Here is a 16532-nt window from a genome sequence, read left to right as displayed (position 1 = left end):
CGAGTTCCCCGATGTGGGAAATCCCCCGACGAGGAAGGGCCGCCATGCATCCGGTCGACGCGTTCCTGCTGGAGGAGGGCGAGGAGGCCGTCTGGGAGAGCTTCCACGAGAACTCCAAGACGACCAGGGCCACACCGCACCTGTACTTCGACCGGCACCCCTCCGACAGCGCGGTCGTCGCGATGATGAACGGGCTGCGCGAGACGAAGCCGTACCGTGACCGTCCCCGGATCGCCCTGCCGTACGATCTCCCGGCGTCGGAGGTCGGCCTCGACGAGGCGCTGACCGGCCGCGAGTCGGCCCGGGGATTCGGTCCGGGCACCGTCGGGCTGCCGGACGTGGCGAAGGTCCTGCGCTGCGCGTACGGCGTGACGAGGTCCAACGCGGACGGCCGCTACCCTCGGCCGTTCCGCGCCGCCCCCTCCGGCGGCGCCCTCTACCCCCTGGAGCTGTACCTCTGGGCGCGCGACGTGTCCGGCCTGGTGCGGGGGCTCTACCACTACGACCCCGCGGCGCACGAGCTGCACGAGCTGGGCGCCTTCGAGGCCGGCGACTGCTTCGTCCAGTCCGAGCTCGTCGCCTCGGCGCCGGCCGTGGTGCTGGTCTCGGCGGTGTTCTACCGCTCCGCCTTCAAGTACGGCGAGCGCGGCTACCGCTTCGTGCTCATCGAGGCCGGGCACGTCGTGCAGAACGCGGTGCTCGCCGCGTCCGGGCGCGGTCTGGCCTCGGTGCCCGTCGGCGGTTACTTCGACCGTGAGCTGGACGACCTGCTCGGCTTCGACGGGCTGCACGAGTCGGTCGTCTACTGCCTTCTCCTCGGCCCCCGGGGGCCGCAGTGACCGGCACGTGGCCGCTGACCGTCGCCGCCCCCGGACCCGCGCGGCCGGACGCCTCCGCGCTGGCCTCGCTCGTGCACCCGCTCGACCCCGAGGTGTTCCGCACCGCGTACTGGCAGCGCAGGCCGCTGCACGTCCAGGGGCCGCCCGGCCGGTTCCACGACCTCTTCACCATGGCGGACCTGCGCGAGGCGATGAGCCGCCAGCGGGAGCTGGGGCTGCTCATCCGGGTCAGCGGCGACCGGGAGGGCGACGGAGGCGCCGCCGGGGCGCACGTCTCGGTGGAGGCCGCCGAGGTGGCCGGTCATCTCAGGAGCGGCGCCTCGATCTGTGTGGAACCCGTCGAGCGGGCCGCCCCCCGCGTCGCGGACCTGGCCACCCGGCTGAAAGCCGAGCTCGGCCACCACGGCGACACCGGCGTCAAGTGCTACCTGTCCCCCCACGGCTACGGTTTCAACACCCACTTCGACGCCCATGTCGTGACCACCCTCCAGCTGGACGGGCACAAGCGGTGGCGCCTGTCCCGGACGCCGGGCGTCCCGTTCCCCCGGGGCAACGCCTTCGCCGACTCCGGCGGCGCCGTGCGCTACATCGGGCGCGCCCCCAGCTCGGTCCGTCCCTGGGAGCGCCCAAAGATCGCGCCGGAGACGTTCGCCGAGGTCCTGCTCGGCCCGGGGGACGTGCTCTGCCTGCCCGCGGGGACCTGGCACAGCGCGAAGGCGGTGGGACACTCCCTCGCCGTCAACATCTCGTTCGCGCCGGTGGACGTCCTCGGCCTCCTCACCGGCGCCGTCCGGGCCCGGCTGGAGGAGCGGGAGGCGTGGCGCTCCGGGCTCCCGCCGGACGACGGGGCAGCCGCCGGGACGCCCCGTGAGACGGCCCGTGAGGCGACCGGCTTCCTGGCGGACCGGCGGGAGGAGCTGATCGACGAGCTCAGGGCGCTCCCGCTGGACGACGGCCTGCTCGCGGCCGCGACCTCGGCCTCCCAGGGCAGCGCCGCCGCCCGGATGGCCGAGCGGACGCGGGACGCCGGCGAGGCCTGCGACCGCAGGCTGCAGTGCGTGCTGACCGTGGCGAACGCCGAGGCCGCGGCGGAGTGGTACGGACGGATGCTCGGATGCCGTGTCCTGACCGCGATCCCGGAGTTCGGCTGGATCGAGCTGACGTCCCCGGTGCCGGGGGTGAGCCTCGGCCTGTCGGAGATCGCCACCGCCGGGGTGACCGGCGGAGCGGTGCTGGACTTCCGGGTGAACGACCTGGAGCGCACCCGCGAGCTGCTCGACCGCGACAAAACGACCCCGCCGGCGAGGACGCGCGCCGTCGCGGGTGTCGGCCGCTTCCTGGAGGCCCAGGACATCGACGGCAACCGGCTGATGTTCTACCAGCCGGACGACGGTCAGGAGAGGATCTGATGGGCAGGCTGGACGACAGCGTCGTCATCGTCACGGGCGGGGCCAACGGCATCGGGCGGTGGTACTGCACCGCCCTCGTCCAGGAGGGCGCCCGGGTCGTGGTGTGCGACATCGACGGGGAGGGCGCGGCCGGTTTCGCCGGCTGGCTCAACGAGCGGGCGGGGGCGGACCGCGCGCACCCCATCGGACTCGACGTGACCTCGCCCGAGCAGACCGCCGACCTGGCCTCCGCCGTGCTGTCCCGGTTCGGGACCGTCGACGTGCTGGTCAACAACGCGGGCAGCTACCCGCACGTGGCCTTCGACGACATCGACCACGACGCCTGGCGGCGGGTGATTGCGCTCAACCTCGACAGCGTCTTCCTCTGCTGCCGGGCGGTGCTGCCGGTGATGAGGAAACAGGGCCACGGCGCGATCGTCAACGTGGCCACGAACCTGGTCTGGTCCGGGCTGGCCAACATGGCCCACTACATCGCGGCCAAGTCGGGGGTGATCGGGCTGACCAAGGCGCTCGCCCGCGAGTACGGCGAGCACGGGGTCCGGGTGAACGCCCTGGCGCCCGGGGCCGTGGTCCCCGACCTTCCCGACCGGCCGCTCACCCCGGCGGGGCAGGAGACCGTGGAGGAGATCCTGCACTACCAGTCGGTGAAACGGCACCAGCACCCGCGCGACCTCGTCGGCGCCATGCTGTTCCTCTGCTCCGCGGACTCGGAGTTCATCAGCGGCCAGGTGCTCACGGTCGACGGCGGCCTGACCATGCACTGACCCCGGGGAGACGGCCGCCCCGACGACCCCGGAGGGCACAAAGCGCCTCCTTCGCCCCCGTAGGGGGGCGGCCCCTTGCCCCGGCCGTACGGATTCCCGCTCCACCGCCGGTCGCCCGCCAGAGGAGGACTTCTCGATGCCACGGCCCGGGTACGACCCTCGCGCCCCGGAGATCCACGCCGACCCCTACCCCGCCTACCGCGCCCTGCGCGAGCACGACCCGGTTCATCTCGTGCCCGGGGCCCGGCTCTGGTTCCTGACGCGGCACCGGGACTGCCTCGCCGTACTCTGCGATTCCCGTTTCTCCGCTCGGCAGGGGCAGCGGTTGCGGCAGCGCCACACCGCGCTGCCCGTGTCCATGCTGAACACCGACCCGCCCGACCACACGAGGCTCCGGCGGGCCGCCGCCCCGGCGTTCCGGCCACGGGCGCTGCGCGAGCACGAGCGCTGGCTCGCCCCGCTGGTCGGCAGGTGGGCGCTGCGGGTGCGCGAGGCGGCGCGCGCCGGCCGGGAGACGGATCTCGCCACCGAGTTCGCCCGCCCGCTGGCCGTCCGGGTGCTCGCCGGTTTCCTGGGGCTGCCGGACGACGATCTGGCCGACTTCGACGGCTGGGCGGACGCCGTCGCGGGCAACCTCGACCCCTTCGCCGATCCGGCGCACCCAGGGGAGGCCGCGATGTCGGCGATGCACGACCGTTTCGCCGACCACCTGTTCGCCAGGATCGCCGACCCGCGCCCGGACGCGTTCACCGTCCTCGCGCGAGGACACGTCGAGGGGCTGATCGCACCGGCCGAGGCCATGTCCACGGCCGGGCTCCTGGTCGTCGGCGGGGTGGAACCCCTGGGCGACATGATCACCAACGCCGTCGCCGCCCTGCTGGCCGCGCCGGGCCGCTGGCGCGACCTGGCGGACGCCGATCGGCCGTCGGCCCGATCGTCGGTCAGAGGCGCGGCCGAGGAGTTGCTGAGGATCGACCCGCCCATCCAGTTCACCGCCCGCACCGCCGGGGAGGACCTCGTCATCGGCGGCCGGTCGATCCGCCGGGGCGACGGCGTCGTGCCGCTGCTCGGGGCGGCCAACCGCGACGGCGCGAGGTTCTCCGACCCCGACCGGCTCGACCTGGGCCGCCGCGTCAACCCGCACCTGTCGTTCGGGGCCGGGCGGCACGCCTGCCTCGGGGCGCCCCTCGTCAGGCTGTTCGCGCGGCTGCTGATCGCGGCCGTCCACGGGTGCCCGGTCGAGCCGGCTCCGGGTGCGGCGGCCGCGGTCCGCCGTCCGGGCACCGTCCCCCGAGGCTACGCGTCCCTGCCGCTGCGCTGGTCATGAGGTCCACCGGACAGGCTGAGCGTCACCTCGGCCGCCGCCCTTTCGCCGCTGGCCAGCGCCCCCTGGACCAGGCCGCGCAGGCCCGCCTCGGCCGACGCCTCCCCGGCGAAGAAGACGGTTCCGCCAAGCCGCGCGGCCCACTCGGCCGAGGCCGCGCCCACGCCGGCCACCGGAACGCTGTAGGCACCGCGGAACCACCGGTCACGTCCCCAGTCCAGGACGAGCACGTCGTCCAGGTCCCCCAGCCGGGGGCCGAGCGACCGAAGGAGGTCGGACTCCCAGCCCCGCCGCCTGACCAGGCTCGCGGAGGGGCCCTTGACGTGGCCGGTCACGACCCGCGAACCGGCCCGCCCGGTCCAGAGACCGCCGGGCGGGTCGGCCAGCAGGAGCCACTCCGAGCGGGCCGTCGGCCGGGCGGTGACCAGGACGACCGCGACGGCGTCGCACGAGGCGAGCGCGGCGGCGGCCGCCACCTTGGACGGGGGCAGCGGCGGATCGAGGCCGAGACCTCCGCCGGCGACCACCGGCGGGGGCGGGGTGAGCACGGCCGCACGCGCGCGGACCGTCCCGGAGGCGGTCGCGGCCTCCACGCCGTCCCCGCCCCAGCGCAACCGCTCGACCGGGGAGTCCGTACGGATCTCCAGCCCCCCGGCCAGCGCGTGGACCACCCGGTCGAACCCGTCCACGACCACGCGCTCGCCGCCGCGCCCCCCGCCGTGGTAGGTCATGGCCGTCTCCGTCAGGTCGAGCAGCCCCGGGTCCTCCCCCACCACCTGCTCCATCCAGCACCGCGCGAGCGCGCGGGCGGGCGGGGCGAGGCCGGAGAGCGCCCGATCCACCGTGCCGGACCGGGGCGGCGCGGCGTAGAGGCCGTCCTCCGCCACCCACGGCAGCGGCCGGATCCGGGCGGCGAGAGCGGCGGCGTCGTAGTGCGCGCCGCCGGAGACGACGACGAACTCGGCGCCCGTCCCCATGGGGGCGGTGCCGATCCGCGCCTCGCGGAGCAGGTCGTCGAAGGCGTCGCAGCCGACCGGGTGCACCACCTGGGCGCCCAGCTCGACCGGGCCCGCCGCCCCCATCCGGAGGGTGCGGACCCTGCCGCCGATCGCGCTCCGGGCCTCAAGCACCACGACGTCGAACCCGCCCGCGGAGAGCTCACGGGCACAGGCCAGTCCGGCGACACCGGCCCCGATGACCACGACGTCGGCTGTTTCGGCCATCAGCGCGCTCCCCACCTGCCCCGAGGAGACACCCATGGCCTCCATGGACCCCACCGCGACAACGCGGCTGGCCGCCGCGTTCGGCGACCTCGCCGTACGGCTCGGCGTCCGCGACGACGCCGGCGCCACGGCGGCCGAACTGCTCCGGATCACCGGGGAGCCGCGCCGGCACTCCATTCTCACCGACTCCGCCGTGCCGGTTGAGGTTTCCCTGAAACTCGACGAGCGGGGCGTCCCCACCCTGCGCTGCGTCATCGACATGGTGGAGCATCGCGCCGGAGACTGGGAGCACTCCCTGACGCACGCCCGTTCCGTCACCGGATGCTCCACCGCCGAACAGGACGCCCGGCTGCTGGAGCTGTTCCGGACGCACCTGGCCGGCGCCCCCGCCGGCCTTGCGGCTCCGCTGATGCTCGGTCTGGGCTACGGGGCGGGGGGCCGCAGGCGCGGAACGGTCTACTTCAGGACCGGCTGGCTCGGCCCGGACGAACTCGCCGCCAGGTTCCCGCTGCGGACGGAGTCCCTCGGGGAGGCCGAGCGTCTGCACGGCTGCCGGCTTCCCGGGGCCGTCGAGGTGATGGGATACGACCTGGTGGGCGGCGAGCTCACGGCGTGGAAGACCTACAAGTGGCTGCCGGTGGATCCCGGACGCGCCTTCGGCGACCGCGCCGGGACGCACCCGGACCTGCTCCCCGCCAGGCGGTTGCACGACCGCTTCGCCGGCGTGTCGCGGCCCAGACCCGCCGACCGGTCGCTCTTCCTGCAGCTCTCGCACGACGGGGCCGTGACCCGGCAGAAGGTCTTCTTCTTCTGCGCGGCGTGGGGCTGGGACCGCCCCGAGGGGCTCGCCGAGCTTCTCGGCTTCCTGCAGCGGACGTCCGGCCACGACCTCGGCCCGCTCCTGCGGCTGCGCGCGGCGATGGCGGCCCACGGGGCCGGGGTCAGGCTGGGCCTGATCGCGGTGGGCGGCGCCCGCCGGCGCCCCTCTCTCACGTTCTACTTCTGGCCCGTCGGGGGTCCGTCACGCTCGGCCTCCGGCCGGCCGGGAGGCTCCGGCGGGAGAAGCACCCCTCCCGGCTTCTGACCGGCCGCCGACCCGGCGGAGGTACGCGGTCGGCGCGTCAACGCGGCCGGAGGAGGAATCCCGCGACGACGACCTTGCGGATCACCATCGTGACCGCCGCCACCAGGATCGCCGCCCAGGTCTGCGCCTGGGAGAGGCGGAGCAGGCCCGCCGCGAGGAGAAAGTCCAGCAGCACGGCCATCGCGGCCTTCGGGCCGCCGCCGAGCAGCAGGAACGCCAGCGCGGCGGCCAGTCCCATGACGCCGACCAGGGGGACGGCCGTCCGGATGAGTTCAGCCATCCCCGGCACCGGCCGTGGACGGCGGCCGAAAGTCGCCCACCGTGCGCCTCTCCCGCTCGATCTCCCTGCTCAGGAAGTAGTTCAGCGCGGTACGGATGGCCGCGATCGCCGCCAGCTGCCCGATCTGTGTGAAGCTCGGGGCGATGGCCGTACGCAGCACGTCGCCGGCCAGCTGGAACTCCAGGCCCAGCGCGAGGAATCGTCCCAAAAACAGGCGCACCGCGATGAACCCGGTGTCGCCCTGCCGTCGTACCGCGACCGTGAGGAAGCGCGCGAAGGCCGCCGCCGCCCCGACGAAGATGACGATCGCCCCGGCTGCCTCGACCAGGCGGACGAACAGGTCGACGACCTCCCGGAGAGCCTCCTGGGGCAGGAGATCCACCATGTGCTGCTGTTACCCGGTGACTCACCGGCCTAAGCGGTGCGGGCGGTGCGGCCCCGGTCAGATCACCCGGTCCCGCCCCTCCCAGTACGGGTCGCGCAGCCGGCGTTTGAGGAGTTTGCCGTTGGGCTCGCGCGGCATCTCCTCGACGAAGTCGATGGACCTGGGCCATTTCGTCTTCGACAGGCGGCCCCTGAGCGAGTCGAGGAGCTCGGCGGCGAGCTCGGGCGAGGCCGCGACGCCGGGCGCGGGCTCGACCACGGCCTTGACCCGCTCGCCCCACTCCTCGTCGGGGACGCCGAACACCGCCACGTCGGCGACCTTGGGGTGGACCGTCAGCTCGTTCTCTATCTCGGCCGGGTAGATGTTGACCCCACCCGAGATGATCAGATCGGCCTTGCGGTCGCAGAGGAACAGGAAGCCCTCGTCGTCGAGGTAGCCGACGTCGCCGACGGTGAAGTGGTCCTTGAGGCGGCCGGCCTCGGTCTTCGCCCGGTCGCCCTTGTACTCGAAACCGGCGCCCGTCATCCTCATGTAGATCGTGCCGTGGGTGCCGGCCGGGACCGGTTCCAGGTTCTCGTCCACGACGAGCAGCTCACTGACCGGCCAGGCCGTGCCGACCGTGCCGGGACGCCTCTTCCAGTCCTCCGGGGTCGCGATGGTGCCGCCACCCTCGGTCGCGGCGTAGTACTCGTAGACGCAGTCGCCCCACCACTCCAGCATCGCCCGCTTGACCGGCACCGGGCAGGGCGCGGCCGCGTGGATCATCCACCTGAGCGAGGAGAGGTCGTAGCGGGCCCTCACCTCGCCGGGCAGGGCGAGCAGCCGCTTGAAGTGGGTGGGGACCAGGTGCGAGCTGGTGACGCGGTATCTCTCGCAGAGCCTGAGCGTCTCCTCGGGATCCCACCTGTCCATGTAGACGAGCCGGTGGCCCATGTGCAGGGCCGTACCGCCGAACTGGCTGACGGCGGTGTGGTAGTTCGGCGAGGTGACCAGATGGGTGTTCTCCCCGCCCGGGGTGACGCCGAACATGCCGAGCAGGAAGGTCGCCAGTTCGGCCGCGTCGTCCGGGTCCAGGCCGGTGAGCGCCCGGCGCACGCCCTTGGGCTTGCCTGTGGTGCCGGAGGTGTAGTGCATGGCGGCGCCCGCCGTACGGCCGGCGGGGGTGGTGGCGGGCTGCTCCCGGGTCAGCTCCACCTCGGGGCGCACCCCCTCGACCTGCCCGAACGCGAAGACGCGGCCACGGTCGAAACCCGTCTGGGTGACGGCGCGCAGACCTTCGCGCGCGTGGCGCTCGTCGACGAAGAAGGCCCGTGCCTCGCTGTCGGCCAGGATGTAGCCGATCTCGGAGCCGGTCAGATGCCAGTTGACCGGGGTGTGATACCACCCGGCCTGGAGCGCGGCCAGATGGAGCACCAGCCCGTCCGAGCCGTTGGGGACCAGCCCGCAGACGCCGTCTCCCGGCCTGAGTCCCAGCTCTCGCAGGCCGTGCACGAGGCGGTTGGCACGGGCCAGGAGGTCGCCGGCGCGGTGTTCCGTGCCGTCGGGGTCCACGGCGGCGATCCAGTCGGGGTCCGCCTGCGCGAGCCTCCAGAAGCCGAGCGTGCCCATCGGAAATCCTCTCTGCCGGAAAGGCTCCCGAGCCGCCGAAGTGAATCACGTTACTGGTATCTCAGCAGACTCCGGCGGCATAGGGAGGTGAGAACAAGAACTTGTTCTCACCCACAAGGGCAGACTAACTCTCCCGAGACATACCAAGCAATCGCTTGATTACGACCATGGAGGGGGCGCCGCGCCGTCCGGGTCAGGCGAGCTTCCACTGCTGGTCGTACTGGGAACCGCACTCCCACTGAATGACGGAGGCGCCGTTGTGGGAGCTTCCGCCGTACACCGACAGGCACTTGACGCTGTGCCGGGCGACAAGGGCGAAGAAGCCGTCGTTCTTCTGCACGAGCTTCCACTGCTGGTCGGTCTGGGAACCGCAGTCCCACTGGACGGCGAAGGCGCCGTTTCTGACGCCGCCGTCGGCGACCGACAGGCACTTGCCGCTGTGGGTCGCCCGGACGTGGTAGTAACCGCCGCCGATCGAGATCAGCCGCCACAGCTGGTCGGGCTGCGGACCGCAGTCCCACTGGATCACCGAGGCGCCGTTCCTGGTGCTTCCGGCGGAGATCGCCAGGCATCTGTCGCTCTGCCGGGCGATGAGGTTGGTGGTGAACGCCGTCGCGGCGCGCGGCACAGGACCGTCAGCCCCCTCGGCGGGCACGACGGTGAGCGGGCAGGCGAGCAGAACGGCGGCGAGGGCTACGCTGCGACCAGCGCGAATGGGTGTCATCGGGCCTCCTGGGACGCTCCTGAAAGATCAACATCCCTTTCGTAGCACGGAGGACGGAACGCGCCGGGAAGTAACACCGCGTAGTTGAAGGTGTGAAGACCGTTCTTGGGGGTCCGGCGGTAATCGCCGTGAAATCAACGGATAACGCTGACCCACGGCGACACGGAACCCACCGTAGGACCGCGATTTTCGCGGAACCCGGAATCCGACGGGCTCACCTGCCCGGTTCGGGGTCGCGGGGCAGGCCGAGCATCCGCTCACCGATGATGTTGAGCTGCACCTCGGTGGTGCCGCCGTAGATCGTCATGGCGCGGGTGGCGAGCACGGCGCGGTTCCAGTAACCCGCGTCGCCGAGCCCCGCGTCGGCGGCGACCACGGCGGAGGCGCCCAGCAGCCCGACCGCGCACTCCGCGACGTGCTGGGCGTGCGAGGTGGACAGCAGCTTGCGGACCGAGGCGTCGGCGCCCGGCTCGGCGCCGGTCAGCTGCTTCAACGTCACCCGCAGGCCGAGGGTGTCGATCGAGTGCCCCTCGCAGACCACATCGGCCAGTTCCCGGCGCTCGGCCCCGGTCAGCTCGCGACCGAGCCGGCCGACCAGCCCGAGCAGGTCGGGGACCGACGAACCGGTGCCGCCGGAGCCCGAGGAGAGCGAGACCCGCTCATTGGACAGGGTGTTGCGTGCCACCTTCCAGCCCTGCCCGACCTCACCGACGACCAGTCCGTCCGGGACGAACACGTCGTCGAGGAAGACCTGGTTGAAGATGCTCTCCCCGGTCATCTCGGTCAGCGGCCGGACCGTGAGGCCCTCGCTCCTCATGTCGATCAGGAAGTAGGTGATGCCGTCGTGCTTGGAGCCCGCCGAGGAGTTGCGGGCGACACAGATCGCCCACTCGGCGACCTGGGCCATGGAGGTCCAGACCTTCTGGCCGTTGAGCCGCCAGCCCCCCTCGACCTTCTCGGCCCTCATCTGGAGCGAGGCGAGGTCGGAGCCGGCGCCCGGCTCGGAGAAGAGCTGGCACCACATCAGCTCACCGCTCAAGGTGGCGGGCAGGAAGCGCTCCTGCTGCTCGGGCGTGCCGTAGGCGACGATGGACGGCACCACCCAGGCACCGATGATCATCTGCGGGGGCCTGATCCGGGCGGCCCTGAGCTCCTGGAGTATGAGCACCTGCTCCAGCGGCGTGGCGTCGCGCCCCCACGGCCTGGGCAGGTGTGGCATGACGTAACCGGCTCCGGCCAGCGCCCGCCGCTGCTCCACGCCCTCCAAGGCGGCGATCTCGTCGATCTCGGCCCGGATCCGCTCACGGAGCGCGGCGGTGTCCTCCGGCAGCTCGATCTCCATCACCCGGCTCACCCCGCTCAGCGCCAGCGAGGCGACCGAGCCGGCCCACTCGGCGGAGGAGCCGAGCAGCGCGCGCAGGGTCAGCGCGCGGCGGTAGTAGAGGTGGGCGTCGTGCTCATAGGTGTAGCCGATGCCGCCGAAGATCTGAATGGCGTCCTTCGCGCACCGCACCCCGGCGTCGGGGGCGACCACGCCCGCGATCGCGGCGGCGTAGGCCGTCTCGTCCCCGGAGGCGCGGGTGGCGTCCCACACGGTGGCGCGGGCCTGCTCCAGCGCGACGAGCATCCGGGCCGCCTTGTGCTTGACGCCCTGGAACTGCCCGATCGGGCGGCCGAACTGCACGCGCACCTTGGCGTACTCCGCCGCGGCGGTCACGCACCACGACGCGACGCCCACGGCCTCGGCCCCGAGCAGGGTCGCGGCCAGGTCGCGCACCGCCGGCCGCTCAAGGCCGTCCAGGATCCGGGTCGCGGGTACGGCCACCGCCTCCACCTCGACCCTGGCCACGCCACGGGTGACGTCCAGCGACCTGACAGGGATCACCGTCGCCGCGGAGGAGTCCACGGCGATCCACTCCTCCCCCGCCTCGGTGCTCACCGGGAGCACCAGGATGTCGGCGAGCGCACCGCCCAGGACCGGCTCGGCGACGCCGCCGATCGTGAGCGTCCCGTCCTCGCCCCGGGTGCCGGTGATCGAACCGGACAGCGCGACCGCGCCGGTCAGCGTGCCGTCGGCGAGACCGGGCAGGAGTTCGGCGCGGGCCTTGCCGTCACAGGCCAGGATCACCGCACCGGCGAGGACCGTCGGCAGGTAGGGGCCGGGGGCGACCCGCTCGCCGAGCGCCTCGACGACCACGGCGACCTCCAGCAGGCCGTATCCGCTGCCGCCGTACTCCTCCGGAAGGTGGAGTCCGAGAAGTCCCTGGTCCGCGAGGCCGGGCCAGAAGCCGGGGCGCCGCTCGTCCTCGGCCGCGACCGCGGCCCGCACGACCTCGGGCGGGATGTTCCGCTCCGCCCAGCCGGCCACCGACTCACGGAGCGCCTCGTGCTCCTCGCTTAACCCGATCGCCATGACAGCCTCCAGCCAGGGTCCAGTAGCAGAACTATATTCTGGAACCCGCCGTCATCACAACGGGCGGGCACTGGCCACCAGAGGGGCGATGTCCGCCCAGAGCTGCTTACGCGTGTCCGGCACGGTCACCAGGAGCATCGCGGGCCTGCGGCGGCCGATGTCCAGCAGGGTGAGCGCCGCCTGGGAGGTGCGCTTCCTCCCCTTCAGCACGTAGGTCACCCGGTAGCCGAGCGTCCACCCCTTGCCGATGACCGGCTTCTGCGAGGCGGTCCACACGACCTTGCCGCCCGCCGGATAGTGGTCGCGGATCGCCCATCTCACCGCGCCCGTCGCCGCGGCGCGGAACTGGGCGTCGGTCTTCAGATCGGCTCGCGGGGTGTCTCCGGGGAGCAGGCCGGAGACGATCATCGTGCTCGGCAGCCGTTCCGTCCCGACCCGCTGACCGACGGAGAACGACGGGATCTCCGAGACCGCCCAGGGCCGCCCCAGCTTGGCATAGGTGATCGCGGCCCTGCTGTCGGTCACCGCGCCCAGCACCGGACTCCGCGTGCCGGGCAGCACCCGCAGCGCCGTCGGCGCGGGCAGACTCGGCAGCGTGATCGGGGACGCGGACGGCGAGGGCCGCACCGTGGCGCCGGTGCCCGCCCGACCGGTCCCGGCCGGGGCGGCGGGCTGGTCGCCGGAGAACAGGACGAAGATGAGGAAGACCGCGAGAGCCGTGACGAGGGCGGCCCCGAAACTGTAGACGACCCGGATCGGGATGTCCCCGATCCGCATCAGCAGGCTGTCCTTTCTCGGCGCGCTCACCCTGACGGCCCGGGGTGCCGCCCGCGACGAGAAGGGCGGCGGCGGCGAGCCCGGTGTGAGGGACGAGGTGACGGGACGGGGCCGGGGGAGCGGTCCGGCCGGCCCGGCGCCGGGAGGAGTCCTGACGGGCCCCGGCCTGGGAGCCCGGGGCGGGGCGTACGGCCCGGCGGACTCCGGCCCGGAGGTCCTGGGCGGGAAGAACGACCGGATGGGGTCCGGCCCGGCGGGCTCGGGATCCGCGGCCTTCGGCTCGGCGGGCTCCGTCACCACCGACGCGGGCTCGACGGACACCCCCTCCGGAAACCCGAGGGCGGGGAAGAACCAGGCGGACTCCAACTCCCCCTCCCCCGGCTCCCCCTCCCCGGACCTGCGCCGGACGGGTCTCCCGCCCCCCGGCTCAGAGCTCTCGGGCTCCGGTCCGGCGGACTCCGGTCCGGCGGATTTCGACCCGGCAGGCTCCGGTCCGGCGGATTTCGACCCGGCAGGCTCCGGCTGGGCGGGGCTCGGGTCGACGGGGTTCGCCGTGGCGGGGGCCGGCCGGGGAACGAGCACGGTCTCCTCGCCGTCACCGATGGGAAACCGGCGGGGCACCCGAGGATTGATCAGCGTGCCGTCCTCGGCGCGGATAGCGGGTATGGGCGCCGTAGGCGCGTCGTACGACGGGATGTACCTGTCCTGAGAGCGCCCGGAGGAGTCGCCGCCAACGTCCGCCATGAGCGCCAGGCTATGTCACCTCGCCGGATAGATGGAGCGCATACCATCACACTTCGGCCACGAGGGGCCCGCCGATCCGGCCGGATCAGCCCTTTCCCCAGGTACGGAACATCATTCGGCACGGCCCGAACCGTGAGGCCCGCCTCCGCGGGACCCGCCGCCCCCACCCGCTGGACAAGCTTGGCCCCAGCACTCCTCGCGAGACGTATCTTCCACTCTGAGCTGGGAAGATACACCCGCATGCAGGGATCGAGCTCACGCGTCGCACTGTTCGCCACCATCGTCATGATGCTCACCGGATGCGGTCAGAGCGCGAGATCGCAGCCGCTGGGCGCGAATCCGTCGAGCACGGGTACGACGGCCACGGCACCACCCGCCACACCGCCCGGCGCCTCCACCGGCCCCGAGGCCCTGGAGTCCAGATACGAGCAGGTCATCGCCACGGTGCTGCCGTCCATCGTGCAGATCACCACCAAGAACGGTCTCGGCTCAGGCATCGTCTACGACCGCTCGGGGCACATCATCACCAACGCCCACGTGGTCGACCGGGCCAAGGACTTCGAGGTGACGCTCGCCACCGGCGGCGCGCCCCGGAAGGCCAGACTCGTGCAGAGCTTCCGGCTCGGCGACCTGGCAGTGATCAAGGTGGACGACCCCTCGGGGCTCAGGCCCGCCACATTCGGCGACTCCGGAAAGCTGCGGGTCGGGCAGTTCGTGCTCGCCATGGGCAACCCCCTGGGCCTGTCCGGCAGCGTCACCGACGGCATCGTCTCGGCGCTGGGCCGTACGGTCAGCGAGCCACAGGAGCCCGGAGCACCCGGTGCGACGATCACCGGCGCCATCCAGACCTCGGCCGCGATCAATCCCGGCAACAGCGGCGGCGCCCTGGTCAACCTCTCGAACGAGGTCATCGGCATCCCCACCCTGACCGCCGTCGACCCCGAACTAGGCGGGGGCAGCGCCCCGGGCATCGGCTTCGCCATCCCGTCCAACACCGCCACCGACATCGCCAACCAGATCATCAAGAACGGCAAGGTCACCAACACCCACCGGGCCGCCCTCGGGATCACCGTACAGACCGTGATCGACTCCGAGGACCGGCCCACGGGGGTCGGCGTGGTGCGGGTGTCCCCCGGCGGGGCCGCCGGCAAGGCGGGCATCAGGCGTGGCGATGTGATCGTCTCGATCAACGGCACGGCCACGCGGGACACGCAGGCCCTGGCGGAGATCCTCAGCACCCTCAACCCCGGCGACCGGGCCAAGGTCGAGATCACCCACCTCGACGGCTCCACCGCGACGGTCACCGTGACCCTGGGCGAACTCCCCGGCGACTGAGCACGGGGGGCCGAGCCCAGGGCCCGGGCTCAAGACCTGGGCTCGGGACCCGAGCACGGGATCCCGCCCCGGCGGTGTGTCAGCCGCCCAGCAGGGCGTTGAGCTCGTCGTAGTCGAGGGCTCCGGCCAGGCCGGTGTAGGTGCCCTCGGTGAGCAGTTCCCTGGTGGCCTGCCGGGCGGCGGCGTAGGCGGCCGCGACGACCCTGGGGCCCACACTGACCCGGGCGACGCCGAGCCCGGCCAGTTCGGCGACGGCGGGGGCAGCGGGCCCGGCCAGGATGTTCAACGGTGCCGCGATGGCGCCGGTGAGGGCCGACACGGTCGCCGGGTCGACGACCCCCGGGACGAAGACGCCGCTGGCGCCGGCGGCGAGATAGGCGGTGGCGCGCTCCAGGGTCGCGTCCAGCCGCCCGGCCGGGTCGCCCACGGCGCACAGGTAGACGTCGGCACGCGCGTTGATGTAGAGCGGGACCCCCGCGGCGTCGGCCGCCTGCCGGGCCGCGGCGATCCGGTCGCACTGCTCCTGGACCGGACGCAACGGCGAGGACCCGTCGTAACGCGCGTCCTCGATGTTGACGCCCACGGCGCCCGCGTCGAGCACGCCCCGGACGGTCTCGGCGACCCCCTCGGGAGTGTCGGCGAAACCGCTCTCGATGTCGGCGGTGACCGGAACGCCCACGGCGGCGGCGACCCGGGCGACAAGATCGAGGGCACGGTCCCGGTCGAGCCGGTCGCCGTCGGGGGCCCCAAGGCTCCACGCCACACCGGCGCTGGTGGTGGCCACCGCCCTGGCCCCCGCCTCCTCGACCAGACACGCGCTGGCCACGTCCCAGGCATTGGCCAGGACCAGCACCTCGCCACCCGTGTGCAGCGAGTGAAACAGTTCCGCCTTGTCGCGAAGGGTCGTCATGGGAAGAGTCGTCATGGAAGGAGTAAATCAGTTCCGATCAACATCACCGCCCCGTTTCCGGACCCGCCCTCGCCCAGGGAGGGGCCGGGAAAAGACGGAGGGCGGCCGGTGGGGGGGGGTAATCCCCCCCCCCCCCCCCCCTCCGGCGGTCTGCTCCGCGCGTTCGAACACGGAACGGGGGTGGAGGTGGCGGGAATCGAACCCGCGTCCTTCGACTCCAAGAGAGGGCTTCTCCGGGCGCAGCCTGCTCTGTTTTTCTCAGCCCCGGCGATCACACAGGCAAGACGCCGACGGGCTCAGCCACTGTTTGTTTTCCCGATCTTCCCCGTGGCCGGGTCGATCGGTTGAGCCTCCTAGCGATGCCGGATCCGGGCCGGAGGCGCTCCCGGGCCGGCAGAAGTCACTCGCTGCTTAGGCGGCGAGTGCCAGGTTGCCCTGGCTGACTTCGGAGTGCGTCTTATTGGCACTTATTGGTCGCGGTCACAGTGTTAACGAGGTTATGTCCGCAGTCCTCGACCCGCTTCTCCCCACTTGCAAAGCCAAAGTCGAAACCAGTCACCCCCCTGTTGAGTTGTCAACCCGGCCCCGAGAGACCGAGCTATCCGAAGATACCGGTTACAACACCGGTAACGCCAACTTGATTCCCTGCGGCGGGCGGCGGAGGCGGCGAGCCCGCAACCCCCAAGCGGTGCCCGATCACTCAGAAGGGCGCC

The 16532-nt window shown here is 72.6% G+C and carries 15 protein-coding genes and 1 other RNA gene; 7 read left to right on the top strand and 9 right to left on the bottom strand.

The genetic code is table 11. The features are described from left to right. Positions 1–44 precede the first annotated feature (44 nt). The 4 genes from ABZ194_RS04180 to ABZ194_RS04165 all read left to right on the top strand — a co-directional run bounded on the left by ABZ194_RS04180 (position 45) and on the right by ABZ194_RS04165 (position 4339). On the top strand, positions 45–839 hold the full coding sequence (locus tag ABZ194_RS04180; RefSeq protein ID WP_355592100.1) for a SagB family peptide dehydrogenase: 795 nt from the start codon (positions 45–47) through the stop codon (positions 837–839). Next, positions 836–2248, top strand: coding sequence for a cupin domain-containing protein (locus ABZ194_RS04175; protein ID WP_355592097.1), 1413 nt, complete (start codon positions 836–838; stop codon positions 2246–2248). Before ABZ194_RS04180 ends, ABZ194_RS04175 begins: the two co-directional genes overlap by 4 nt. Then, positions 2248–3012, top strand: coding sequence for an SDR family oxidoreductase (locus ABZ194_RS04170; protein ID WP_355592095.1), 765 nt, complete (start codon positions 2248–2250; stop codon positions 3010–3012). Before ABZ194_RS04175 ends, ABZ194_RS04170 begins: the two co-directional genes overlap by 1 nt. A gap of 136 nt (positions 3013–3148) precedes the next feature. Beyond that, entirely contained in the window at positions 3149–4339 is a 1191-nt protein-coding gene (locus ABZ194_RS04165; RefSeq protein ID WP_355592093.1) for a cytochrome P450, read from the top strand. Here ABZ194_RS04165 and ABZ194_RS04160 read toward each other — a convergent pair. Continuing rightward, a complete protein-coding gene (locus ABZ194_RS04160; RefSeq protein ID WP_355592091.1) occupies positions 4309–5604 on the bottom strand; it encodes an NAD(P)/FAD-dependent oxidoreductase in 1296 nt (431 codons plus the stop codon). The two genes, ABZ194_RS04165 and ABZ194_RS04160, sit on opposite strands and share 31 nt — an antisense overlap. On the opposite strand from ABZ194_RS04160, the gene ABZ194_RS04155 reads away from it, so the two are divergent. Continuing rightward, positions 5594–6643 carry a hypothetical protein gene (locus ABZ194_RS04155; RefSeq protein WP_355592089.1) on the top strand — a complete coding sequence of 350 codons (1050 nt, stop codon included), beginning with the start codon at positions 5594–5596 and terminating at the stop codon, positions 6641–6643. The two genes, ABZ194_RS04160 and ABZ194_RS04155, sit on opposite strands and share 11 nt — an antisense overlap. A 37-nt stretch (positions 6644–6680) precedes the next feature. Here the strand turns inward: ABZ194_RS04155 and ABZ194_RS04150 are convergent, their stop codons facing one another. From ABZ194_RS04150 to ABZ194_RS04125, 6 genes are all read right to left on the bottom strand, one after another. Further along, positions 6681–6923: a hypothetical protein gene (locus ABZ194_RS04150; RefSeq protein ID WP_355592087.1), complete on the bottom strand. Its 243-nt coding sequence runs from the start codon at positions 6921–6923 to the stop codon at positions 6681–6683. Further along, a complete protein-coding gene (locus tag ABZ194_RS04145; RefSeq protein WP_355592085.1) occupies positions 6916–7308 on the bottom strand; it encodes a DUF1622 domain-containing protein in 393 nt (130 codons plus the stop codon). The genes ABZ194_RS04150 and ABZ194_RS04145 overlap by 8 nt, the downstream gene beginning before the upstream one ends. 57 nt (positions 7309–7365) lie before the next feature. Continuing rightward, positions 7366–8916: an acyl-CoA synthetase gene (locus tag ABZ194_RS04140; protein WP_355592083.1), complete on the bottom strand. Its 1551-nt coding sequence runs from the start codon at positions 8914–8916 to the stop codon at positions 7366–7368. Between the two features lie 193 nt (positions 8917–9109). After that, entirely contained in the window at positions 9110–9640 is a 531-nt protein-coding gene (locus ABZ194_RS04135) for an RICIN domain-containing protein (protein ID WP_355592080.1), read from the bottom strand. Positions 9641–9854: 214 nt separating this feature from the next. After that, positions 9855–12053, bottom strand: a complete 2199-nt coding sequence (locus tag ABZ194_RS04130) for an acyl-CoA dehydrogenase (protein WP_355592078.1) — start codon at positions 12051–12053, stop codon at positions 9855–9857. 54 nt (positions 12054–12107) lie between these two features. Beyond that, entirely contained in the window at positions 12108–12830 is a 723-nt protein-coding gene (locus ABZ194_RS04125; protein WP_355592076.1) for a hypothetical protein, read from the bottom strand. Here ABZ194_RS04125 and ABZ194_RS04120 point away from each other — a divergent pair. Together ABZ194_RS04120 and ABZ194_RS04115 are read left to right on the top strand one after the other, a co-directional pair. Beyond that, a complete protein-coding gene (locus ABZ194_RS04120) occupies positions 12814–13539 on the top strand; it encodes a hypothetical protein (protein ID WP_355592074.1) in 726 nt (241 codons plus the stop codon). The two genes, ABZ194_RS04125 and ABZ194_RS04120, sit on opposite strands and share 17 nt — an antisense overlap. A 275-nt stretch (positions 13540–13814) precedes the next feature. Further along, positions 13815–14909, top strand: coding sequence for a trypsin-like peptidase domain-containing protein (locus tag ABZ194_RS04115; protein ID WP_355592072.1), 1095 nt, complete (start codon positions 13815–13817; stop codon positions 14907–14909). A gap of 79 nt (positions 14910–14988) precedes the next feature. Here the strand turns inward: ABZ194_RS04115 and ABZ194_RS04110 are convergent, their stop codons facing one another. Further along, entirely contained in the window at positions 14989–15834 is an 846-nt protein-coding gene (locus ABZ194_RS04110; RefSeq protein WP_355592070.1) for an isocitrate lyase/phosphoenolpyruvate mutase family protein, read from the bottom strand. A gap of 163 nt (positions 15835–15997) precedes the next feature. Continuing rightward, positions 15998–16382: a transfer-messenger RNA gene (ssrA, locus tag ABZ194_RS04105) on the bottom strand. Between the last annotated feature and the right edge of the window lie 150 nt (positions 16383–16532).

It is taken from the genome of Streptosporangium sp. NPDC006007, from assembly GCF_040614315.1.
Lineage (GTDB): Bacteria > Actinomycetota > Actinomycetes > Streptosporangiales > Streptosporangiaceae > Streptosporangium.
The sequence above is the reverse complement of the archived record's forward strand: the minus strand, read 5'-3'. Positions and strand labels throughout refer to the sequence as shown.

What these genes read in the sequence shown, in the direction of transcription:
- ABZ194_RS04180 (WP_355592100.1), top strand. Translation starts at nt 45, where the DNA reads ATGCATCCGGTCGACGCGTTCCTGCTGGAGGAGGGCGAGGAGGCCGTC.
- ABZ194_RS04170 (WP_355592095.1), top strand. Translation starts at nt 2,248, where the DNA reads ATGGGCAGGCTGGACGACAGCGTCGTCATCGTCACGGGCGGGGCCAAC.
- ABZ194_RS04165 (WP_355592093.1), top strand. Translation starts at nt 3,149, where the DNA reads ATGCCACGGCCCGGGTACGACCCTCGCGCCCCGGAGATCCACGCCGAC.
- ABZ194_RS04155 (WP_355592089.1), top strand. Translation starts at nt 5,594, where the DNA reads ATGGCCTCCATGGACCCCACCGCGACAACGCGGCTGGCCGCCGCGTTC.
- ABZ194_RS04160 (WP_355592091.1), bottom strand. Translation starts at nt 5,604, where the DNA reads ATGGAGGCCATGGGTGTCTCCTCGGGGCAGGTGGGGAGCGCGCTGATG.
- ABZ194_RS04150 (WP_355592087.1), bottom strand. Translation starts at nt 6,923, where the DNA reads ATGGCTGAACTCATCCGGACGGCCGTCCCCCTGGTCGGCGTCATGGGA.
- ABZ194_RS04145 (WP_355592085.1), bottom strand. Translation starts at nt 7,308, where the DNA reads ATGGTGGATCTCCTGCCCCAGGAGGCTCTCCGGGAGGTCGTCGACCTG.
- ABZ194_RS04140 (WP_355592083.1), bottom strand. Translation starts at nt 8,916, where the DNA reads ATGGGCACGCTCGGCTTCTGGAGGCTCGCGCAGGCGGACCCCGACTGG.
- ABZ194_RS04135 (WP_355592080.1), bottom strand. Translation starts at nt 9,640, where the DNA reads ATGACACCCATTCGCGCTGGTCGCAGCGTAGCCCTCGCCGCCGTTCTG.
- ABZ194_RS04130 (WP_355592078.1), bottom strand. Translation starts at nt 12,053, where the DNA reads ATGGCGATCGGGTTAAGCGAGGAGCACGAGGCGCTCCGTGAGTCGGTG.
- ABZ194_RS04120 (WP_355592074.1), top strand. Translation starts at nt 12,814, where the DNA reads ATGTCCCCGATCCGCATCAGCAGGCTGTCCTTTCTCGGCGCGCTCACC.
- ABZ194_RS04125 (WP_355592076.1), bottom strand. Translation starts at nt 12,830, where the DNA reads ATGCGGATCGGGGACATCCCGATCCGGGTCGTCTACAGTTTCGGGGCC.
- ABZ194_RS04115 (WP_355592072.1), top strand. Translation starts at nt 13,815, where the DNA reads ATGCAGGGATCGAGCTCACGCGTCGCACTGTTCGCCACCATCGTCATG.
- ABZ194_RS04110 (WP_355592070.1), bottom strand. Translation starts at nt 15,834, where the DNA reads ATGACGACTCTTCCCATGACGACCCTTCGCGACAAGGCGGAACTGTTT.